This is a genomic window from Paenibacillus sp. S-38, from assembly GCF_049942825.1.
Taxonomy (GTDB): domain Bacteria; phylum Bacillota; class Bacilli; order Paenibacillales; family NBRC-103111; genus Paenibacillus_G.
This window is the reverse complement of sequence record NZ_CP187970.1, coordinates 8041557-8059102: the sequence shown is the minus strand read 5'-3', so window position 1 is coordinate 8059102 and position 17546 is coordinate 8041557. Positions and strand designations below refer to the sequence as shown.

Genomic DNA, 17546 nt, shown 5'->3' with positions numbered 1-17546 from the left:
TTCCAGGTGCCGGGCAATAAAGTAAACACGGACCTGAGCCGATATACTTCCTATGAGGTGATGCATGTCACAACCGAGTCTCATCACCCCCACTTAGACGAAGGAGAAAAGCGGCATGAAGAAGTTGAAACGCACGCCCGGCATCAAGGCCAAACTGATCCTGTTCATCACCTTTCTGATGTTCGCCGGCAGCGCGATCATGGGTACTTATGCGGTAGCGCATGCGAAAAAGGAGATTTTGGCCGCGGCGCAATCCAAGCTGCTCGGGGACCTGAAGAGCGGCAGTCTGCTGCTTGACAAGGTGTATCCGGGGGCCTGGTCCGTACGTGAGGGGAAGCTCTATAAAGGTGAGACGCTCATGGACGGCAATTTCGGGCTGATTGACGAATTCGGGGCGGATACGAGGGATACCGTTACGATTTTCCACGGGGACACCCGGGTGGCTACCAACGTCAAGAAAGCGGACGGTTCCCGCGCCGTAGGGACGAAGGTGTCGGATGCTGTTGCCGAGGTGACGCTCCGCAAGGGGGAGCTGTACCTCGGTGAGGCCAATGTGGTCGGCCAGATCAACCAGGCGGCCTACGAGCCGATCAAGAACGAAAAGGGCGAGATCATCGGGATCTGGTACGTGGGTGTTCCGAACAAACCTTATGAAGATGCTGTCGCCGCATTCCAGGGCAGGATGCAGTTCTTTGGCGTCATTCAAGTGCTCATCGCGGCGGCGGTGATCTGGTTCTTCGTGGCGCGCAGCACCCGTCCGCTGGTCGCCATCACCAAAGCGGCCGAAGAAGTGTCGCAGGGCAACCTGCGGGTCGAAGTGCAGGAAGTGCGTTCGCGCGATGAGATCGGTCGGCTGTCTGCTGCCGTTCGCGGCATGCTCGGCTCGCTGCAGCGGATGATCCGGGATATCAACGAGCATGTCTATCTCTCTGCGGATCAGGTCGCCGTCTCTACGGAGGGCATGTCCAAGGGGCTGGAGGACATGACGCGGGCCTACAACGAAGTCATCGAGCGCAACCGCAGCGTAACACGCGATGCGACAAGCGGCCATGCCTCCGTCCGGGAGTCCTCCGAGGTGCTGCATGAGTTGTCCGCCCTGATTCAGACCGCGCACAGCAAGGCGGCCGAGGCCCATCGGGACTCGAAGGAGACGCAGGCGATAGCGGAGAAGGGCAGGGAGACCGTGCAGCATACGGTGGACTGCATGTCTTCCATCGAAGCGCGCTCGGCCGAAACGGAGTCTCATATTCTGGAGCTGCATCAATACTCCACAAGAATTGCTTCGATCGCCTCAACCATCACGGAGATCGCCGCTTCGACCAATCTGCTGGCTCTGAACGCTTCGATCGAAGCGGCCCGCGCCGGTGAAGCGGGGCGGGGGTTCGCGGTGGTCGCCGGTGAGGTGCGGAAGCTGGCGGAGCAGTCCGACAGGGAAGCCGCGGAGGCGGGAGAGCTCATTAAGAAAATCACGGCCAGTATTGAGCTGGCCGTGCAGTCCAATGAGCAGGGCCGCGCCGAAGTGGCCAAAGGAAACGTATCGGCTGAAGCGGCCGGAAGGGCGCTCGAGCAGATTCTTGCCGCCATGAACGGTACGGTGAAGAACATTAACAGCATTACGGATGTGACGGCGGAAGAGGTCGCAAGCTCGGAGAAGATCATCGGACTGATCTCGGACGTATCCCATACGATCGAGAACACGCTGCGCAGCTCCGAGGCCGTGCTGGAGATTGCAGAAGGCATCTCCCGGGAGATCGAACAGCTGGCAGCCGGCTCCGAGGAACTGACGGCTATGGCGTCGGATCTGAAATCAACCGTAGGTAAAATCAGCGTCTAAAGAGAGGGCCGAAAGGCTCTCTTTTTATTCCAAAAAAATGGATTTGAAAAGAAAATGAAGGTTTCGTCTTGACAAAACTGGAATAAGAGGAGTACCTTAATGCATATAAATCACTTAATACAGATTAGTTAAGTCGGAATAAAAGGGGTGCTCCATATGCAAAACAATGTCTTCACGGCATTCCAGACGAATTGGATATCACTTCTGGTCTCGCTGGTCATTATCGGATTCCTGTACTTCCTCGCACGCAAGCGCGTGGGCTTCGGCACACGTGTCCTGCTCGCACTAGGCCTGGGGCTTGCGGCCGGGATCGTCTTCAATACCCTGAAGCTCGACTACAAGAGCGTTTCCACGATCGGGACGATCTATGTCAATCTGATCAAGATGCTGGTCATGCCGCTGGTCGTTGTCCTTGTCATTCACAGCATCACATCGCTGTCGAGCCTCGGCCAGCTGCGCAAGATCGGTGTGAAGACGATCTCGTGGTTCCTTCTTACGACCGGGATCGCCGCGGCGATCGGGCTGGCCGTCGCTCTGGCGGTCGATCCGGGCGCAGGAATCCAGCAGGCGGTGCCGAAGGACTTCAAGGCGCGCGAGATTCCGACCTTCTCGCAGGTTATCATTGACCTCGTTCCGTCGAACCCGATCAATGATATGGCGACGGGCAAAGTCGTACCGGTACTCATCTTTGCCATCTTCGTGGCCGTCGCCATCATCCATGTCGGATCGAAGAAGCCGGAAGCCGTTCAGCCGGTGAAGCAGGTCATTGCATCGCTTGCCGATATCCTGCACCAGGTGGTCAAATACGTGATCCGGCTGACGCCGTACGGGGTGTATGCCCTAGTCGGTGCCATGGCCGCCCGCTATGGCCTGGATACGCTGGCACCGCTGGCCAAGATCATCGTCGCATCCTATATCGCCCTCATCCTGCATTTTATCTTCGTGTTCGGCGGCCTGGTCGGCCTGGTGGCGAAGGTCAATCCGCTCACGTTCTTCCGCAAGGCTTACCCAACGGCGGCCGTTGCTTTCACGACCCGCAGCAGCTATGCCACGCTTCCGGTGAACCTTGAGGTGATCACGAAGCGCCTGCGTGTGTCGGACCGGATCGCCTCCTTCGTGGCTCCGCTTGGCGCGACAATGAATTTCAACGGCTGCGGCGGCGTATGGCCTGCCGTGGTGGCGGTGTTCGTGGCGAAGGTCTATAATATCCCGCTCGGCCCTTCGGAGTATATCGTGCTCATCCTGGTTGCGGTGATCTCCTCCATCGGGGTGGCCGGGGTGCCGGGACCGGCGACGATCTCGACTACCGTCGTCCTGACGGCGCTCGGGCTGCCGCTGGAGGGCATGGGGCTGGTCATCGCCGTGGAATCCGTGATCGACATGGGCCGCACGGCGGTCAATGCGACGGGAACCACCGTGACTTCCCTCCTTGTAGCGAATGCCGAGGGAGAGTTCGACCGGGAGTCCTTCGACCGCGGGGAAGAAGATCCGCTGGAGACGGCTACCGCCTAAGGAACAGGGTTGGCCTTGCCCGGCGGGCATAGGGTGAAGAAGGGAGCGGGGCGCATGCCCCGCTCCTTTTTTTACTGGGCTGCGTAGAACGGTCAGCCCCCAATAAAGTCCCCGCCGTTCACATGCATGGTCTCCCCCGTCACATAGCGGGAATCATCGCTGGCCAGGTACACGTAGGCCGGCGCGAGCTCGAACGGCTGGGCGGCCCGCTTCATCGGGGTATCCGTCCCGAAGACCGCCACACGGTCCGCCGCGAAGCTGGAAGGAATGAGCGGGGTCCAGACCGGGCCGGGGGCTACGGCATTCACGCGGATGCCCTGATCTACAAGATTCTGGGACAGGGCTCGTGTGAACCCGACAATCGCCGCTTTGGTAGCGGAGTAATCGAGCAGTGTTTTCTCGCCGCGGTATGCGGTGATGGAGGCCGTATTGATGATCGAGCTCCCGTCTTTGAGATAGGGGAGGGCGGCTTGGGTCATGTAGAAGTAAGAGTACACGTTCGTACGGAAGGTCTGCTCCAGCTGATCTTCCGTGATGCCGGTCAGATGCTCCTGCGGATACTGCACTGCGATATTGTTCACAAGCACATCCAGCCGGCCGAAGGTGTGCACCGTCTTCTCCACGACGGCGGTGCAGGCTGCCTTCATCCGAAGGTCGGTGGGAAGCGCGAGGCAGCGCCGTCCAAGCTGTTCGATACGTGCCTTCGTCTCCATCGCATCGCGGTGCTCCTGGAGGTAAGCGATGGCCACGTCGGCCCCCTCCTTGGCGAAGGCGATCGCCGCGGCCCGGCCGATGCCGCTGTCGCCTCCGGTGATCAAGGCAGTGCGGTTCTCCAGTCTGCGCCCGCCGGAATAAGCCGGATTCTCATAGATCGGCCTGGGCGACATCAGGTATTCCAGACCGGGCTGTTCCTCTTGCCTCTGCGGGGGAAAGGCGACCGGCTTTTCTTTGCATTCGGTAAAGGTGCCGTAGTAAGGGTACACAGGATAGGTGTTCATGAGGACCTCCAAGAGTTAGGGTAACTGCCTATGGCACAGGGTATTCCTCGCCGGGCGGTTGGGTGAGCGGATGGGAAGGAGGGCAGGGTCACCGCTCTGACCGGACTTTCCATTTTAAGCTAAAATTAAGGTTCGCTTCATCCACGCTTCAGGTTAGTGCTGTAGAATACGGAAAGGAAAGTAGGGGTTGACTTTTCCTGCCATTTATCACTACAATGTGTAGTGAAAGGTGTGTATCCTATGCGTACAGGAAAATCGGGTTATCATCAGCGAGGGCTGGAGCGTTTCTTCGGACCGCTCGAGGCGAAGATTATGGAGATCCTGTGGGCCCATCCCCACCAATCCATCAAGGATGTGCAGATCCGCCTGGAGAAAGAGAAGGATCTCAATTACAACACGGTGATGACCGTTATGAACCGCCTGCTGGAGAAAGGGATTCTGACCAAGACGATGGCCGGCCGCACCTCGATGTATTCCCCGGTGCAGTCCAAAGCGCATTTTCTGGAGAGCCAATCGAAGGAAATCTCGCATAGTCTCGTCGAGGATTTCGGTCCCCTGGTTGTCAACCATATGCTTGATGCGCTGGACGAGGCCGATCCGCAGCTGCTCGCCAAGCTGGAGCAGAAAATCAAAGAACTCAAAGAGGGGAAATAAGCGATGTGGGAACGGAGATCGAGGATTCTATTCCTGTTGAGTTTGTGCACCTCGATGTGTTTGCTGACTCAGATGGGACTCTATGTGGTTCAAGGGATTACCGGAAAGTCGGTCGGGTATAATCTGTTCCTGCACTGCACGGCTTTGGCCGCATCGCTCGGTCTCGCTTGGGTGGTCTATGTGCTTGATGGGGTGGTGGTGTTCACGATGCTGCTTCTCTTCTGGGGCGCCGCCAAACAGATCTTCTACTCGCTGCGGGCGAGCGGTAAGCTTGAGCGCCTGCACCATGAGGAGCTGACGGCGCTGCTCGCGGAGCGGTACGGTCTTGGTCCCGGGGAGCTTCAGGTGGTGGAGCATCCGGATGCCATTGCACTGACGATGGGGCTTCTTCGTCCGAGGATCGTGCTGTCCACGGGACTGCTGCAGATGCTGGAGCCGGGGGAGCTTGAGGCGATCGTGTACCATGAGCAGTTTCACATGAAGCACCGCGATCCGCTGAAGACGATGCTCATGACCGGATGTGCCGATATCTTATGGTATATCCCGATTCTGAGATGGAACGCCAGGCAGTACAGCGCCGCGAGAGAAGTATTGGCCGATGCCTCCGCCGTGCGGAAGACGGGCGAGCCAGTTCATCTGGGAAGCGCGCTGCTCAAGCTGCTCAAGCGCAAGCAGGTTCACTCCTATGCCTTTGCCTATGCATCATTCGCCGAAACATCCATCAACTATAGAATCCAACAGCTGATCGACCCGGAGGCCGTACAAGCCTTGTCTTTTCCGCTGAAACGGATGATGATTTCATTGAAGGTTACCGCCGCGCTGACGGCCATGTTTCTTTTCGAATTTCTTTATCTCTAATTTTTTTTAACCAATTACACTACATTGTGTAGTGATGATATGGGTGCTTCATCCAATCTCACTTTAGGAGGGAATAGTTATGAAACAAAAAATGATCGCTTTATCCGCAGGTGTTATCGTCGTACTGATCGGGGCCTATGCTGCTTATGATTACTTTGCCGGCAATCACGTCACGGTACAGGAGGTTATTCCTGCGAGTGCATCCGCTCAAGCTTCCGGCGGTGCGGTGGTGGAAGCGGGCAAGCTGAACGGACAGTGGAATATCCAGCCGGAGTCCAAGGTGTACTTCTCCGTTACGACGTCCAAAGAAACGGTCAACTTCGAAAGCGGCGAAGTGCAGGGACAGTGGACGCTGGATGTGGCCGATCCGTCGAAGAATGCCGCCAGCGCGTCGCTTGAGATCGCTAAGGTTCAATCGGGCAACGCTACGAGGGACAGCCACGTGGCCGGTGAGAAATTCCTGAATGCCGCGGCCTTCCCTAAGGCGGAGTTCAAGGCCAAGTCCTTCGAGGGGCTGCCGAAAGAGTGGAAGGACGGCGAGAAGGTCTCCTTTACTCTTCCCGGTACGCTGACCGTCAAAGGGGTATCGAAGGACGTAACGTTCAAAACCGATGCGTTGTACAGCGGCGGAACGATCAAGCTGGAAGGCAGCACGGTTGTGACCTTCGATGATTTTGGGCTCAAGAATCCCCACGCCGTTGTGGTGGATACAGAGAATAACATTACGCTGCAGCTGCGCCTCGTGCTGGCTCAGAGTTAAGAGAAACCGCGGAGCGCCGGACAACCTTCCGGCGCTTTTTTTGGCTGTGTATGCCATTATCATTTCATTGGAAAGCGGGGTGTATGCCGAGCGGCGCGCCCTCTTCCATGCGGCTCGATTCCTCCCGAAATGCCCCGAAAACCGCGCCCTGACAGGCCTTTGCCAATATCCAATCCCCTGATTATTTACGTAATCGCCCCGTCCCCCCTATAGTGAGGGTAAGTCAGACCACAGCCTATTCAGAGATCAGGGGGAATATCCATGAACCACCGTTTGAAAGCGCTTGTAGTGTCGTCCCTTGCCGTGTCGCTTGCTGCAGGGTGCTCCAATTCGGCCGGTACCCAGCAGCCGGCCGCATCGGGAGGCAGCGAAGCCAAGAAAGGCCCAACGCCGATCACCATCATGGCTAACCTTCATACAGCGGAGGTGCCGAACCCGGAGATCGAGAAGATGATCGAGGAAAAGACGGGAACGGACCTGACCCTTCAGTGGGTCCCGGACGGTAACTACGATGAGAAGCTGAATGCCGCGTTCGCAACGGGAACGCTTCCGCAGGCCGTCTTCCTTCGCAACCAGACATCGCTCATTACCTTCCGGGATGCGTTCCGCAATAATCAATTCTGGGAGATTGGGCCTTACCTGAAGGATTATCCGAATCTGAAGAACCTCGATTCCAAAATCCTGAACAATATGTCGGTTGATGGAAAAGTATACTCGCTCTATCAGGAAAGACCCTGGTCCCGTCAAGGTGTGATCTACCGTAAAGATTGGGCGGATGCACTGGGTTTGGCGGCTCCAAAGACCGTGGATGATTTGTTCAAAATGGCGAAAGCGTTTACGGAAAACGATCCGGACAAGAATGGCAAGAAAGACACGATGGGGATTACCGACCGGAACGACCTGGTCTACGGCGCCTTCAAAACGGTTTCCTCCTACTTCGGCACGCCAAACAACTGGGGTGTGAAGGATGGGGCGATCTATCCGGAATTCGAGGATCCGGCTTACCTTGAGACGATGAAGTGGTTCCAGCAGCTGTTCAAGGATGGCGCCATTAATAAGGATTTCCCGGTTACGAGCAAAAGCGATCAGCAGAACCTCTTCACGACGGGTAAGGCGGGGATTTACATTGGCTCACTGCCGGATGTGCTGACGCTTCATCAGAAGCTCTCTGCTGTGAACAAGGACGCGGTGCTTGATGTGGCCAACCACATCGAAGGTCCGAAGGGGCCGGGGATCTGGGCGCTGCCGGGCTTTGGCTCCGGGGTTATCTTCCCGAAATCAGCCGTGAAGACTGAAGCGGAGCTGAAGGATATTCTGGCTTACTTCGACAAGCTGATGGACCCGGAAACAGCGAATCTGCTGTTCTATGGTCAAGAGGGCAAGCACTACACGATCAAAGACGGCAAAGCACTGCTCACCGACGATGTGAAGCTGTGGGAGCGCGATGTGAAGCCTTATCAGGCGCTGCAGGTAGGCGGCGAGAGCACGATCAAGATGCTGACCTCCGGCTTCACGCTGCCGGTGCGTACGAAGGCAGAGGAGCAGGTGAAGGATAACGAGAAGTTCCTGATCCACGATCCGACACTGCCGCTCGATTCCAAGACGTATACGGAGAAGGGCGCCCGACTGCAGGAAATCATCAAGGATGCAAGCTACAAGTTCATGCTGGGCAGCATCGACGAAGCCGGCTTCCAGAAGGAAGTCGAGCGCTGGAAGAAAGAAGGCGGAGCAAAGATCATCGAAGAGTTCACTGCTTCCTACAAAGCCGTGAACCAGAAGTAATCTGCGGTTTGCGCCGCAAAACGATAGGGCAGCCGGAACTTAAGTTCCGGCTGCCCTATTGTTGCTGCCGCGCCCAGCCCGATGCACCCTGGCAGCTCGTTGTACCGCGCACTCGCCTTGTTCGGGCCTGGGCGACGACGAGAGGCCCAGCGAGGAGGACTGGCTTGGATGCAGAGTGCGGCCGACCGCGCGGCCCCAGAGCATGCCGGCTTCCCGGGAGACGTCCTGCCGCGGTACGCATTCCGTGGGCGCCTCCGAAGCATACTGGCTTACAGTCTGCAGCTGGAGGAGAGCTCCTCGCCGGCGGCGGATCAGGCGCCCGAAGGCAGCTCGGCCCACAGCTCCCGCGGAATGTGGACCGGCGTCCGCGGGATGCGCGCAGGCTCGAAGGAGCCGGCCAGCTCGTGCGCCTCGGCCGGCTCCGGGCGGACGAGCTGGCCGGCCAGATGGGCCAGCAGGCCGAGTACCCGCTGCGGCGGCACTCCTGCCGACCGCAGGGCGGCCAGCGTCAGGCTGCGGTCGCGCTTCGAGAGCCGGCTGCCGTCCGGTGCGCAGAGCAGCGGCACATGGTGGTAAGCCGGCGGACGCAGGCCGAGCGCCTCGCAGAGGAGCAGCTGCCGCGGTGTGGAGTCAAGCAGGTCCGCGCCGCGGAGGACGTCCGTGATGCCCATGGCGGCATCGTCCAGGACGACGGCCAGCTGGTAGCTGAACACGCCGTCGGCCCGCCTCACGACGAAGTCGCCGAGACTTCCTGCGGCCACCTGCTGCCTGCCCTGCAGCCCGTCGGTGAAGACCACCTCCCGCGGCGGGACGGCGAAGCGAAGCGCGGGCTCCTTGCGTGCCGCCCGCTGTGCCCGCTCTGCAGCCGTCAGGTGCCGGCAGAGCCCCGGGTAGGCGGCTCCTTCGGACGCCAGCCCATGAGGGGCCCGGGCAACGGCTTTCAGCTCGGCGCGGGAGCAGTAGCAGGGATACAGCCAGCCGTCCTCCCCGAGCCTTCGAACCGCGGAAGCATAGGCTTCCAGGCGGCTTCTTTGCTCATAAGAAGCATAGGGGCCCCCGATGTCCGGCCCTTCATCCCAGTCGAGACCGAGCCAGGCGAGGTCCTTCAGCAGCTGCTCGGTGTATTCGGGCCGGGACCGAGCGGTGTCGATGTCTTCGATGCGCAGCACGAAAGAGCCTGACGCGGCACGAATCTGCAGCCAGGCAAGCAGGGCAGTGAAGGCATTGCCGATATGGAGGAGCCCCGAAGGCGTCGGGGCAAAACGTCCGCGTCTCATCTATCGTCACCTCGGTCCGAAGTAAAGGCAGGGAGAAGCCGGTCCTGTGTCAGGGCTTCCGGATATAGCAAAAAGGCAGGAATAAATTCCTGCCCGATTCAGTCGGTAGTGATCTTGCCGGCATGAGGCCGGATGAAGTAAAAAAATGGCGGAGCCGACGGGATTCGAACCCGCGGTCTCCTGCGTGACAGGCAGGCATGTTAGGCCTCTACACCACGGCTCCGCGATACAAGGTTGTCCGGTTCATTCGGACAAACAGTATCATAGCACAAAGCGGGTGAGATGGCAATATCTTCTGGGAATGATGGAAGCGCATTCTGTTCGAAGCTGGAAAAAGGCTGGATTGCCGACACAATTTATTCATGCAATGTTCACATTTGTCGGAGAGAGAAGTTTCTCTCCTAAACTTTCCGGGAGTATAATAGGAGGTACATAGGGTTCGGTTCCGGCCTGCTCCCCTTGACATCCGCACGGATCGCAAGGGTATCCCTCCAATAGACATAATCTGACCAACGAGAAATGTTGGGATCGTATGTTTATCTTTGTGAAAAATGTAACAATTCTAACGGGTAGTAGGGAGAAATCAGGTAACGCGATACCGGGGGCTACTATTTCCATGCATAGGAGGACGTTACTATGTCAGAGACATCCAAACAAGCGGTGCTTGATAACCGAGGTGCCGAAGTTCAGCCGGTTGTACGCGAACAGCTCGACGTGCTGGATCAATTGATGAAGCCCGAGGTTCAAGAGTCCTTGACCGTACTGGTTGAGAACCTGCCGAAGCTCGCAGAAATGGTGACCCTGCTCACCAAAACGTACGACATTGTTCAAAATGTGGTTACGGATAAAGTGCTCATCGAAGACATCAAGGGCGGCGTTGAAGAATTCGTGAAGCCTATCGGTGAGAAGGCGAAGGGGCTGGCGGCTGCGGCGATCGAAGCCAGCGACCGTACCCAGGTTGAAGCTTCCACGGTGGGCCTGTTCGGCATCCTGAAGATGCTGAAGGATCCTCAGGTACAGAAGACCCTGCGCTTTGCACAGGCGTTCTTGGAAGTTGTCGGCGAGAAGAATCAGCAGCGCTAAGTTATCGTTGAAACGAGACGGGAGGATACGTATGTCAAAGCAAATTTTGATCCTGGGCGGCGGTTATGGCGGTCTGCTCAGCGCGACCACACTGCGTAAGTATATGTCGGCGGAAGAAGCATCCATCACGGTGGTCAACAAGACACCTTCGCATCAAATCATTACCGAACTGCACCGCCTTGCGGCAGGCAATCTCGTGGAGAAGAACGTGGCTCTTCCGCTCGAGAAGCTGCTGCGCGGCCAGGAAGTTGATCTTCGGGTCGATGTGGTAGAGAAGATTGAACTGGACCAAAAGCAGGTGCTCCTCGGAAGCGGCAAGACGCTTTCTTACGATATTCTGGTCATTGCTCTCGGCAGCGAGACCGCCTACTTCGGCATCCCGGGCCTGCAGGAGCACAGCTTCACGCTGAAGTCGGTTCAGGACGCTAACCGTGTGCGCGCCCATGTGGAAGCCCGTATCGACGCTTATGTCCAGTCGAAGGACAAAGCGGACGCGACATTCGTTGTCGGCGGCGGCGGTCTGACAGGCATCGAGCTCGTAGGCGAATTTGCCGATATGCTTCCTGAGCTGTGCCGCAAGAAAGGCGTAGACTTTAACGACATCTCCATCTACTGTGTTGAGGCAGGTCCGTCCATTCTGGCTGGATTTGCTCCGGAACTCGTTGAGCGTGCGCAGACTTCCCTGGCGAAACGCGGCGTACAGTTCCTGACCGGTGTTGCCATCACGGAGATGACGGCTACAACGGTACACCTGAAGGACGGCAGCACCATCGATACGAACACGCTCGTATGGACCGGCGGCGTGCAGGGCAACTCCGTTGTCGCGAACTGCGGTATCGAAGTCAACCGCGGCCGTGCGACGGTTACGGAAGGCCTCCAATCCACGTCCCACCCGGATGTGTTCCTGGCCGGCGACTCCGCTGTGGTATTCGCGCCAGAGGGACGTCCTTATCCTCCGACAGCTCAGCTCGCATGGCAGATGGGCGAGACGATCGGCTACAACATCTTCGCTTACCTGAACGGCGCTCCAATGGATCCGTTCACGCCGGTATTCTCCGGTACGCTGGCAAGCCTGGGCCGCAAGGATGGCATCGGAACGATCGGCGCCAACCAGACGCGTCTGAAGGGGCTTCCGGCTACGCTGATGAAGGAAGCGAGCAACATGCGCTACCTGTCGCACATTAACGGCCTGTTCACGCTGGCTTATTAAGAGAAGAACCACAGTACAGACAGCTTATCAGCTGTCTTAGGGTGCCCTTTGGGCACCCTTTTTTCATAGAATAGCCGCATTACCGTAACACAATTGTCATACTTTGTAATGGGATTGACAATTTGAAAGAGATCACGATACAATCGTACCTGTAAATGATAATGAATATCATTATTGACGAAATGAGAATACATATCAGTTGGCTGACAGTTTGACTATCAGGGAAGAAAAGGCAAAGGTAGAGTCATGAAACGAAGATATCTAGTGATCGCGTTGATCCTTCTATCACTGTGCTCCGTCTTTATCGGAGTGAAAGATATTTCCCCTCTGGATATCTTTACCTTAAGGGAAGATCAGCTTCAGATTCTGCTGGTAAGCAGACTGCCCCGGCTGCTGAGCATTCTGATGGCCGGTGTGAGCATGAGCATCATCGGACTGATCATGCAGCAGCTCAGCCGCAACAAGTTCGTCTCTCCGACCACCTCGGGTACGGAGGATTCGGCACGGTTCGGCATTATGGTGGCGATGCTCCTGTTCGCCTCCGCCTCGCCGATTGAGAAGATGCTGGTGGCCTTCGTCTTTGCCCTCGCCGGGACATTCATCTTCATGCGGATTCTTGACAAGGTGAAGTACAAGGATTCGGTCTTCATCCCGTTGGTGGGGCTGATGTTCGGCAATATCGTCTCCTCGATCACGACCTTCTTCGCCTACAAGTACGATCTCGTCCAGAGCATGTCTGCCTGGCTGATGGGGGATTTCTCGATGATCGTCAAGGGGAGGTACGAGATGCTGTACATCAGCATTCCCCTCGTGATTGCGGCTTACTTGTTCGCCGATAAGTTCACTGTTGCGGGCATGGGCGAGGACTTCGCCATGAATCTCGGGCTGAATTACAAGCAGGTCGTCAATCTCGGGCTGGTGCTGGTCTCTCTGGTATCAGCGGTCGTGATCCTGACGGTCGGCATGATTCCGTTCCTCGGGCTCATCGTACCGAACATCGTGACGATCATGCGGGGCGATCATCTGAGGAAGAGCCTGCCGGATACCGCTATGCTCGGCGCCGTGTTCGTTCTGTTCTGCGATGTGCTGGGGCGCATCATCATCTATCCGTACGAGATCTCGATCGGCCTGACGGTCGGAGTCATCGGCAGCGCGATCTTCCTGTACCTGCTAATGAGGAGAAAGGCATATGAATAACACCGCCAAGCTCACTGTGCTTGCCCTGCTGGCCTTGGGGGTTATCGGCCTGTTCCTGTTCTTCGACATCGGGAGCAACTGGGGATACGTGATGCCGCGAAGGGCGAAGAAGATTCTGGCCATTGCCCTGACGAGCGGAGCCATCGCCTTCTCGACCATGATCTTCCAGACGATTACGAACAACCGGATCTTGACGCCAAGCATTATCGGGCTCGATTCCCTCTACATGCTGCTCCAGACGTTCATCGTGTACGTGTTCGGTTCGACAACCTTAACGCTCATGAGCAAGAATGTGCATTTCGTACTCTCGGTAACGCTCATGGTGGTCTTTGCCGGCGTCCTGTTCAAGCTCCTGTTCCGGGGGGAAGGCCGCAATATTTATTACCTGCTTCTTGTGGGGCTGATCTTCGGAACCTTATTCCAGAGCTTCGCCTCCTTCATGCAGGTGCTCATTGATCCCAATGAATTCCTGATCCTGCAGGACCGGATGTTCGCCAGCTTCAATAACATCAATACGGATCTGCTCGTGCTCGGCAGCATCGGCATGGCGCTAATCGGCCTGTATTACACCCGGTTCGCCAAGTTTCTGGATGTGCTGTCGCTGGGCCGGGAGCATGCGGTGGGGCTCGGCATCCCGTACGATCATGTTGTAAAGAGACTGCTGATCATCGTGGCCGTGCTCATCTCGATCTCAACGGCCCTGGTAGGACCGATCACCTTCCTTGGTCTTCTGGTGGCCAATGTGACCTGCCAGTTCCTGCGTACCTACAAGCACAGCGTGCTGATCCCCGGTGCGATGCTCATCAGCATCATCGCCCTGGTCGGCGGGCAGTTCGTCGTCGAACGGGTATTCACCTTCTCGACGACGGTGAGCGTCATTGTCAATCTGGTCGGCGGAATTTATTTTATCTATCTGCTGTTGAAGGAGAATCGGTCGTGGTAGAAGTTCGGAGCGTATCCAAGAAATACGGGAACAAGAATGTCGTTGAGAACGTATCCGTCAACATTACACCCGGGAAGATCACCTCTTTCATCGGTCCGAACGGGGCGGGCAAGAGCACGCTGCTCTCCATGATGTGCAGGCTGCTGTCCAAGGATGGCGGAGAGGTGTTCATCGAAGGACGGGAGATCGGGCAGTGGAAGAGCAATGATCTTGCCAAGAAGATCTCGATTCTCAAGCAGACCAACCATATCAACATCCGTCTCACGATCCGTGAGCTCGTCGCCTTCGGCCGCTTTCCCTACTCGCAGGGGCGTCTGACGCCGGAGGATCAGCGGTACATCACCGAAGCGATCGATTATATGGAGCTCGGCCCCATGCAGGACAAATTCCTCGATCAGCTCAGCGGAGGGCAGCGCCAAAGGGCGTATCTGGCGATGGTGCTGGCCCAGGATACGGAGTACATCCTGCTCGACGAGCCGCTGAATAACCTGGACATGAAGCACAGCGTGCAGATCATGAAGGTGCTGCGGAGGCTGGCCGACGAGCTCGGCAAAACCGTTGTCATCGTCATCCATGACATCAACTTCGCTTCCTGCTATTCCGACTATATTGTCGCGCTGAAGGACGGCCGTGTGGTAGGCGATGGGGTTACGGAGGAGATTATCACCTCCGAGCTGCTCCAGGAAGTGTACGACATGGATATCCGGATCCAGGAGATCGACGGGAACCGGATCTGTATTTACTACAAGTGATCTAGGAACCACCCTATAGACGTTCATAGCACCGCTGCTCTCGTATGCCAGACCCATTAATTATAGAGGTGATCAACCATGAGAAAATTATCCGTTATGCTGCTGACCCTGATCATTGCCGTAATCGCATCGGCTTGCGGTACGAGCGCCCCTGCGAACAATGCCGCCGGCAGCGGAGCCGCTGCTCCGGAAGCAGCCAAGGCACCTGTGGAGCAGACCTTCAAGCATGAGCTCGGCGAAACCAAGATCAAAGGCGTTCCGTCCAAGGTTGTCGTATTTGACTTCGGCGCCCTCGATACCCTCGACCGGCTTGGAGTGGAAGTGCTCGGCGTGCCGCAGGCGAACATTCCGTCTTATCTCTCCAAGTACAAGGATGCGAAGTATAGGAATGCAGGCTCCCTGACCGAGCCGGATTTTGAGAAAATCAGCGCGATGAGCCCGGACTTCATTATCATCTCCGGCAGACAGTCCAAAGCTTATGAAGAGCTGAGCAAGATCGCTCCTACGCTGTACGTTGCCGTGGATACCAAGAACTACATGACTTCGTTCGAAAACAATACGAAGACGCTCGCGAAGATCTTCGGCAAGGAAGCGGCAGCCGAGCAGGAGCTGGCGAAAGTGAATGCAACGGTGAAGGCTGTCAAGGAAAAGGCAGCGGCCAGTGGCAAACAGGCCCTGATCGTGCTGAGCAACGGCGGCAAAGTGAGCGCTTATGGCGCAGGCTCGCGCTTCGGTCTTATTCATGACGTTCTCGGGTTCACTCCAGTAGACAAGAACATTGAAGTATCGACACACGGCCAGAGCGTTTCCTTCGAATATATTGCCGAGAAGAACCCGAACTACCTGTTCGTGGTAGACCGTGATGCCGTTGTCGGCAGTCAATCCAATGCGAAGCAGACGATCGAGAATGACCTGGTGAAGAACACGAAAGCCTTCAAGGAAGGTCACATCGTGTACCTTGATCCGAACTTCTGGTACCTTTCCGGAGGCGGTCTGGTATCCGTAGAAGGCATGGTCAAGGAAATAGAGGCTGCCGTGAAGTAAACCCAATACCTGTCCCTTAGAAGTGGGGGACAGGTTTTTTTCTGTTTCCTTTTGTGACTTTCTGACTTATGATGAGGAGAGAGTAGGCCTTAAGTCATAATTTGGGGAGAACGGAGATACTGCCATGATCGATCGGCTATGGTACAGACCGGTGGCAGCCGCAATGCTGCCTTACCTTTTGTTTGAAGCGATCCGCCGCATTCCTGTTCTTGATCATGAACTATCGATGCCCCGGGGGCATTTTTATATTGTTTCCTCCGTCTCACTGCTGGCCGGTTTGATTGCGCTGGCCGTATGGGCGGCGGGACTGCGCATGCGTAACATGCAGGTCAATTTCCTGGCTTTGTCCTTTCTGTCCCTGTCCGGCGTATTCTCCGTTCACGGACTGTCGACGCCGAGCTTCCTTCTCGGCGTAACGCAGCTGCCGGGAATCACTGCACCGCTCAGCGTCATGCTGGCTACCTTATGGCTGTTCATGTCCACGCTTCCTGGGGACCATGCCGCCGTCCGGTTCCTGTCCAGGTGCCAAGGCTGTCTTGTGCCGATCTGGGCGGTTCTGCTGCTGGTCTGCGGGGCGCTGAGTCTGATGCACCCCCACGTGATCGAAGTCCTTCCGCTTCACGTGCATCCGCTGAATATCCTGGTGTCCCTGTTGGTTACGCTCTTCAATGGCATCACGATGCTCCGCTATTACCGCTTCTATCTGTATTCCCGGTTCCCGCTTCAGCTTGCGATTGTGTACAGCTCCGGCTGGCTGATCGTATCCCAGTGGATCATGGTGCTCGGTACGGTCTGGCGGCTCAGCTGGTGGATGTATCACTTCCTGCTGCTGGCTTCGATGGTTATCATGGTCTGCGGGCTCGTGAAGCAGTATGCATCCAAGCTGTCATGGACCGGTGCGGTCCGTTCGCTGTTCACCAGTAATCCGGTCGAACGGATTACGTCGGCCCTCTCTCCAAGCGTCCGATCCCTCATGCTGGCTACGGAGAAGAAGGACAGCTACACGGCCGGGCATAATTTCCGAGTGACATTGTATGCGCTTCAGCTTGCCCGGGAGATGCGGCTCAGGCCTGAGCAGCTTCGTGCGGTGGCGCAGGGCACGATCATTCATGACGTAGGGAAGATTCACGTCCCGGATGAGATATTAGGGAAGCCGGGCCGGCTTACTCCGGAGGAGCGGACAGTAATCGAATCCCACCCGGTCAAAGGATATGAAATGTGCCGCAGCCTCGGATTCCGTCAGGAGGAGCTCGAGATTATCCGCTCGCATCATGAGCGGTGGGATGGCAACGGGTACCCGGATAAGCTTCAACGGGAGGAGATACCGCTGCTGGCCCGGATTGTCGCCGTAGCGGACGTCTACGACGCCCTGACCTCCCGCCGGGCTTACCGACAGGCGATGGGCCATACGGAGGCGATGGAGTACCTGAAGGCCAACCGTGGAACCCACTTTGATCCGCAGTGTGTTATCGCTTGGGAGAGGCTCTGTTCCCGGCATCCGGAGAGGTACCCCTATGCGTCCGAATTCCCATCCGAAGGAGCGGCCTCTGATGTTCGTTATAAAGAATATACCCGTACCGTCGGATGACCATTGCCAGAACGCTTGTCTTTGGGTATGGTAGGTAATACCCTGGAGAGAGCG

The 17546-nt window shown here is 56.9% G+C and carries 15 protein-coding genes and 1 tRNA gene; 13 read left to right on the top strand and 3 right to left on the bottom strand.

What is annotated here, in order from left to right:
• The first annotated feature begins 115 nt into the window (after positions 1 to 115).
• Positions 116 to 1834 carry a methyl-accepting chemotaxis protein gene (locus ACP26L_RS35290; protein WP_426450260.1) on the top strand — a complete coding sequence of 573 codons (1719 nt, stop codon included), beginning with the start codon at positions 116 to 118 and terminating at the stop codon, positions 1832 to 1834.
• A 156-nt stretch (positions 1835 to 1990) separates the two neighbouring features.
• Positions 1991 to 3346: a dicarboxylate/amino acid:cation symporter gene (locus ACP26L_RS35285; protein ID WP_426450259.1), complete on the top strand. Its 1356-nt coding sequence runs from the start codon at positions 1991 to 1993 to the stop codon at positions 3344 to 3346.
• Between the two features lie 92 nt (positions 3347 to 3438).
• Here ACP26L_RS35285 and ACP26L_RS35280 read toward each other — a convergent pair whose 3' ends face one another.
• Positions 3439 to 4344, bottom strand: a complete 906-nt coding sequence (locus ACP26L_RS35280; RefSeq protein WP_426450258.1) for an SDR family oxidoreductase — start codon at positions 4342 to 4344, stop codon at positions 3439 to 3441.
• A 240-nt stretch (positions 4345 to 4584) separates the two neighbouring features.
• Here ACP26L_RS35280 and ACP26L_RS35275 point away from each other — a divergent pair, with 240 nt between their 5' ends.
• From ACP26L_RS35275 to ACP26L_RS35260, 4 genes are all read left to right on the top strand, one after another.
• Positions 4585 to 4998 (top strand): BlaI/MecI/CopY family transcriptional regulator, encoded by a 414-nt coding sequence (locus ACP26L_RS35275; protein WP_426450257.1) that lies wholly within the window; start codon positions 4585 to 4587, stop codon positions 4996 to 4998.
• Between the two features lie 54 nt (positions 4999 to 5052).
• Positions 5053 to 5856, top strand: a complete 804-nt coding sequence (locus ACP26L_RS35270; RefSeq protein ID WP_426455224.1) for a M56 family metallopeptidase — start codon at positions 5053 to 5055, stop codon at positions 5854 to 5856.
• A 79-nt stretch (positions 5857 to 5935) separates the two neighbouring features.
• Positions 5936 to 6616, top strand: coding sequence for a YceI family protein (locus tag ACP26L_RS35265; RefSeq protein ID WP_426450256.1), 681 nt, complete (start codon positions 5936 to 5938; stop codon positions 6614 to 6616).
• Between the two features lie 261 nt (positions 6617 to 6877).
• Positions 6878 to 8398 (top strand): extracellular solute-binding protein, encoded by a 1521-nt coding sequence (locus ACP26L_RS35260; protein WP_426450255.1) that lies wholly within the window; start codon positions 6878 to 6880, stop codon positions 8396 to 8398.
• A 311-nt stretch (positions 8399 to 8709) separates the two neighbouring features.
• Here the strand turns inward: ACP26L_RS35260 and gluQRS are convergent, their stop codons facing one another.
• Both gluQRS and ACP26L_RS35250 read right to left on the bottom strand, forming a co-directional pair.
• Positions 8710 to 9675, bottom strand: coding sequence for a tRNA glutamyl-Q(34) synthetase GluQRS (gluQRS, locus tag ACP26L_RS35255; protein ID WP_426450254.1), 966 nt, complete (start codon positions 9673 to 9675; stop codon positions 8710 to 8712).
• 146 nt (positions 9676 to 9821) lie between these two features.
• Positions 9822 to 9898: transfer RNA gene (locus ACP26L_RS35250), tRNA-Asp, on the bottom strand.
• Positions 9899 to 10311: 413 nt separating this feature from the next.
• Between ACP26L_RS35250 and ACP26L_RS35245 the strand changes: the two genes are divergently transcribed.
• From ACP26L_RS35245 to ACP26L_RS35215, 7 genes are all read left to right on the top strand, one after another.
• Positions 10312 to 10758 carry a DUF1641 domain-containing protein gene (locus ACP26L_RS35245; protein WP_426450253.1) on the top strand — a complete coding sequence of 149 codons (447 nt, stop codon included), beginning with the start codon at positions 10312 to 10314 and terminating at the stop codon, positions 10756 to 10758.
• Between the two features lie 31 nt (positions 10759 to 10789).
• Entirely contained in the window at positions 10790 to 11968 is a 1179-nt protein-coding gene (locus tag ACP26L_RS35240; RefSeq protein WP_426450252.1) for an NAD(P)/FAD-dependent oxidoreductase, read from the top strand.
• Positions 11969 to 12214: 246 nt separating this feature from the next.
• The gene (locus ACP26L_RS35235) at positions 12215 to 13165 is read left to right on the top strand and encodes an ABC transporter permease (protein ID WP_426450251.1); all 951 of its coding nucleotides are present in this window, start codon (positions 12215 to 12217) and stop codon (positions 13163 to 13165) included.
• Positions 13158 to 14108, top strand: a complete 951-nt coding sequence (locus ACP26L_RS35230) for an iron chelate uptake ABC transporter family permease subunit (protein WP_426450249.1) — start codon at positions 13158 to 13160, stop codon at positions 14106 to 14108. The genes ACP26L_RS35235 and ACP26L_RS35230 overlap by 8 nt, the downstream gene beginning before the upstream one ends.
• Positions 14102 to 14860 (top strand): ABC transporter ATP-binding protein, encoded by a 759-nt coding sequence (locus tag ACP26L_RS35225; protein ID WP_426450247.1) that lies wholly within the window; start codon positions 14102 to 14104, stop codon positions 14858 to 14860. Before ACP26L_RS35230 ends, ACP26L_RS35225 begins: the two co-directional genes overlap by 7 nt.
• Before the next feature lie 78 nt (positions 14861 to 14938).
• Positions 14939 to 15904, top strand: a complete 966-nt coding sequence (locus ACP26L_RS35220; protein ID WP_426450246.1) for a siderophore ABC transporter substrate-binding protein — start codon at positions 14939 to 14941, stop codon at positions 15902 to 15904.
• A 124-nt stretch (positions 15905 to 16028) separates the two neighbouring features.
• Positions 16029 to 17492 carry an HD-GYP domain-containing protein gene (locus ACP26L_RS35215; protein WP_426450244.1) on the top strand — a complete coding sequence of 488 codons (1464 nt, stop codon included), beginning with the start codon at positions 16029 to 16031 and terminating at the stop codon, positions 17490 to 17492.
• Positions 17493 to 17546: the final 54 nt, after the last annotated feature.